Below are 4,343 nucleotides of genomic sequence, written 5' to 3'. Positions count from 1 at the left end.
TGATCTGGCGGAAAAGCTGACGTGCGAACCGGAAACCGACATTCGCCACTGCGCAGCGAGTCCGGAACTTTGGGTTCGAACCGGCAGTTTGCTGCGATGGGCATGATCGTCCGGTCTGATGCAGTGGCCGCATGATGTGCATTTCGAGAAGATAGCAGCGCTCACGCGCCGCCCTCATGCTTCACCACCGGGATACCCAGCTTGCGCGCCTTGTCGGCGAGGTTCTCCTGGATCCCAGTACCCGGAAAGACCAGTACCCCGATTGGCAGGACGTCCAGCATCGCATCGTTGCGCTTGAACGGGGCCGAGCGGCCATGCTTGGTCCAGTCGGGCCGGAAGGCGACCTGCGGCACCTTGCGGTGATCGGCCCAGCGGGAGGCAATGAGTTCCGCGCCCTTGGGTGAGCCGCCGTGGAGCAGCACCATGTCCGGGTGCTTTGCATGGACCCGGTCAAGGCGCGCCCAGATCAGGCGGTGATCGTTGAAATCCGCCCCGCCAGTCACGGCCACCTTCGGGCCTTCGGGCAGAAGCAGCTGCGCCTCGGCCCTGCGGCGGGCGGCGAGGAAATCCCGGCTGTCGATCATCGCGGCGGTGAGGTTGCGATGGCTGACGCGCGATCCGGTCCGGGGATGCCAGGGCTTGCCGAGGTGATGTTCAAAGCCCTCGGCGGCGAGGTCGCGGAAGAGTTCCAGCGCGGTGCGTCGTTCGACCATGCTCTGCCCCTCGGCCACGAGGCGTTCGAGTTCGAGGGATTTCACCTCGGAGCCATCCTGTTCCTGCTGCAGCCGCCGCTGCGCCTGTTCGTTGTCGTCGAGCTGCCGCTCGGCCCGCGCCAGTGCGCGGTGGAAAAGGTTGACCGTGCCCCAAAGAAGTTCGTCGAGATCGGGCTCGAGCCGCGTATCGCCCAGCGTCGCGACAAGGGCGTCGATGATATCGGCGACGGCACCGGCGATCTGGTCGCCCTCGGGCAAGGGGCGCGGATCGGGTTCATCCTCGTTGGGGCGCCAGCCGTAGAGCTGGAGTTCGGTCAGGACATGGGCGGTCGAAGACGTGCTGTGATGCGGCTCGTGGGCATCGGTTTCGGGATCGAGGGTCATCTGCGGGTTCCTTCCTCGGGGTAGCCGCGCGCCACACGCGGCCTTCGTGGCAGGAACGCGCCCACGGGCGGGACGGCCGGGCAGCCCGAGCCCTTCGCGAGGGCCTTGATGGCCAAGCCCGGCTATTTTGCATCGCGATGCAAAGCGCCCCGCCGGGGCGCGGCGGAAAATAGCCGGAGCGCGGCCATTGCCGGACCGTGCCGTTTGTGGGCCCCCTGCCCTCTGAGAAGGCCGTGCGCGCTGGCCTTTCTCGTGGATGGAGCCCACACGGCCCTTCCTCCGAAAGCAACGCTGCGAGCCGTGCAGTGCCAGCCCGCTTGCCGCCCTGTCACACCGGCACTAACCGCGTGGCGTCCTCGGCGTGGAGATGTAGCCGCAACCGCGCTTGCAAGGCCGCCAGACCGTAGCGCCGGAGATCATCGTTGAAGTCGGCCAGTCGCGGCGTGAGGGTCACCGCCTCGATCCCGGCCGCGGCTGCGCGCGCATCCAGCCGATCCCTTGCCGCCGCGCCCGCCGGATCACGGTCGCGCAACACGTAGAGCCGCCGCAGTCCTGCGGGAAACCGGATGGCGGCCAAGTGTCCCGATGACAGCGCCGCGAGAGCCGGCATTTCAGGCAAGGCCGAGCGCACGGAAAGAACCGTCTCGATCCCCTCACCCGCGATGAGCACGTCACCGGGCGCACCGAACCACACCCCGTTCCCGAGCAAAGCGCCCATTGCGCGCCGCGGCGTGTCGATATCTGCCTTTGCGCTGCCATCCGGACGCAGCCAGGTACGGTGGGTTCCGGTCTGCCGGCCCTCGAGATCGATGATGGCGGCAAGCATGGCCGGAAGCCGCGCAACAGGCCCGCCACCCTCGGGCCGATAGAAGCAGGCGGGATGGAACCGCAGGCCTGGCATTTGGTCAATGGCTCCGATGCCACGCCCGCGGAGATAGGTTTCCACCGGAGTGCTGCGGATCGGCATGCCCATTGCAAACAGGCGTCGCGCCGCTTCCTGGGATCCGATGGCAGCTGGTGGCTGTGAATGTGGAGAATGCTGTCGGGGTGGATCAGGTAAGGGCAGGCTCAAGAAGCGTCGGGCCTCGTCGGCGACGTCCTTGAAGTCGACCAATCCGCAGGTTTCGCGGATGACATCGAGCAGGTCCCCATGCTCGGACGTGGCTGCATCAGTCCATTTTCCGGCAGCACGGGTGCCGGTGGCTGGCCCGGACAAGCGTACGAACATCGACCGCCCAGCGGTGTTCCGAACATCACCAACTAGCCAGTAGTGGCCCTGCTTCCGCCCGTTCGAGAGATAATGCCGGCACACCGCCTCGGTATTTTCGGCAAGCTGGCGCGAGAGATCGGCGGCGGATCTTGTCATGGCGACCTCCATCATGCTTGGACGAAATCAGGGGCCCGCCATGACTGACGGGCCCCTGTGTTAGGAACCTGGGTGGAAGGTCCCGACCTGCTCGAAGGTCACTCGGCGGCAGTTCGGGCGAAGGCGTCACCGGCGACGGGATCATCTTCCTCCGAGGGTTCGGAATCTCCGATAGCCGGTTCGCCGCCGTCTTCCGCCGATTGCGCTTCGCCGGTGTCGGGATCGTCTTCCGAAGCGTCATCGTCGGCGCGGTCCGCCTCGTCGACCAGCTCGATCTCGGGTGCATCCTCTTCCTGCAGCGGCGGCGTGCGCAGCGAGTCCGGCAGCCACCCGGTGCCGACGAGCAGGTCCTCGGCGGCGGTCACCATCTCCGCCTTCTTCAGGCCGGCGATCCGATCAGCGGCGTCTTCGCCCTTCGCCTCGCGCACGGCCTCGAGGATGCGGGCCTTGGTCACGCGGCCGAGGTAGGTGTCGCCTGTCGCTGTCCAGCCCGCCTTGGCCATGTCGAGGCCGACGGTCCCGGCCAGCACATCCGCATGCGCGATGGCGCGGGGACGGCGCTGGTAGGGATCGTGGACGGCATTCACGCTCATCGCCACGCAATGAGCGAAGAGCGCCTCGCGGCTGCAGCTGTCGAACTCGGTCAGGGCCTCCCAGAGATCCTCGGGTCCTTTCGGCAGGTTGCGTGCCCAGGTTTCGTGGCGCTGCTCGATGGCCTGCGCATAGGTCGTATCGCCCAGACCCGTTACCTGCGATCCGAAACCCGCGTTGCGCGGTTCGATCTCGACGCAGCTGTCGACGGCGTAGCGATAGAAGAGCCGCAGCACCATCGCGTGCAACGCCGCGAGGAAGGCGATCTGCGGGTCCTGGGCCAACGCGTTGCGCAGCGCCAGGGTGCGATGGGCTGTCAGTTCCATGACGAGCCGGTCAGAGAGCGGTTTGAGGCCGTCGTCCTCTTCCTCCTCGTCCGGGGTGGACGTGGCGGTCTCGTCGATATCCGTGACCGGTACCGGATCGGATGCGACATCGCCCACATCTTCCACCTCCTCGACCGGCTCATCCTCTGGCCGCACGTAGCCCCGCTCGACGCGCAGCCGCCCGGATCTGTCGATGCTGACGAAGGCCCCGGCCAGCGCCAGATCCTCGGACTCGAACCGGATCGGCCGCGCCTCGAGTGCCTCCATCGCCTCCTCGATCTCGCCCAACCGGGTGTCGGCCTCGTCGGGCAGCTCGTCGGCTTCCGCATGCTCGGCCTCGAGCGCGTCGTATTCGGCCCTCAGCGCCTGGTAGCGAGCAGCCTCTTCGTCGCTCATCGGCACCACCTCGCCATGGACCCGGCGCATTCCGAAGGTGTGGCCGTAGGGGAACTCGGTGTCGACCTCGACCCATTTCCAGCCCTCTGCACGCACCCCCTCGGCGTCTTCGGCGAGCTTCTCGCGCACCATGACGTCGAGCAGCGCGGCATCCTGCAACCAGCCGCCATCGTCCTGCTGGAACAGGTCGCGCAGGCTCTCGCCCCCGGCCTCGATGTAGTTGTCGAGCCCGACGAATTGCGCCCGCTTGTCCGAGGCCCGCACCGCACCTTCGGTCAGCATGCGGCGGATCTCGTAGGGCTGCCGCGAATAGTGACGCTGCAGCGCCTCCCAGACCTGCTCCTGGCGCGCGTGATCGGGATTGACGGTGAACGCCATGAGTTGGTCGAGCGTCATCTCCTCCTCGGCATAGGCGTCAAGCAGCGACGGTGCGACGGCGGCGAGCTTCAGCCGCTGCTTGACCACGCTGGCCGAGACGAAGAAGGCCGCGGCGTGTTGATTGTCACTGAGAACTGACCCGGTAGCCCCATAAATTGTCACTGAGAATTGACCCATGTGAACACACTT

General features: G+C 66.7%; 3 protein-coding genes. All 3 read right to left on the bottom strand.

Annotation, left to right across the window (positions count from 1 at the left end):
• Window positions 1-161: 161 nt before the first annotated feature.
• Window positions 162-1,097: a DUF2493 domain-containing protein gene (locus ACGYLQ_RS20510; protein WP_394444629.1), complete on the bottom strand. Its 936-nt coding sequence runs from the start codon at window positions 1,095-1,097 to the stop codon at window positions 162-164.
• Window positions 1,098-1,425: 328 nt separating this feature from the next.
• Complete coding sequence (locus tag ACGYLQ_RS20505; protein WP_394444627.1) at window positions 1,426-2,463, bottom strand: toprim domain-containing protein; 1,038 nt, start codon at window positions 2,461-2,463, stop codon at window positions 1,426-1,428.
• A gap of 98 nt (window positions 2,464-2,561) precedes the next feature.
• Window positions 2,562-4,343, bottom strand: a 1,782-nt coding sequence (locus ACGYLQ_RS20500; protein WP_394444625.1) for a DNA-binding protein, incomplete at its 5' end; no start/stop codon positions are given.

Source organism: Sulfitobacter sp. 1A12779 (assembly GCF_043557315.1).
GTDB classification, from domain to species: Bacteria; Pseudomonadota; Alphaproteobacteria; order Rhodobacterales; family Rhodobacteraceae; genus Sulfitobacter; species Sulfitobacter faviae.
This window is presented reverse-complemented; position numbering and strand designations above follow the sequence as displayed.

Coding starts and splice junctions, on each gene's coding strand:
- ACGYLQ_RS20510 (WP_394444629.1), bottom strand. CDS start 1,097: ATGACCCTCGATCCCGAAACCGATGCCCACGAGCCGCATCACAGCACG.
- ACGYLQ_RS20505 (WP_394444627.1), bottom strand. CDS start 2,463: ATGACAAGATCCGCCGCCGATCTCTCGCGCCAGCTTGCCGAAAATACC.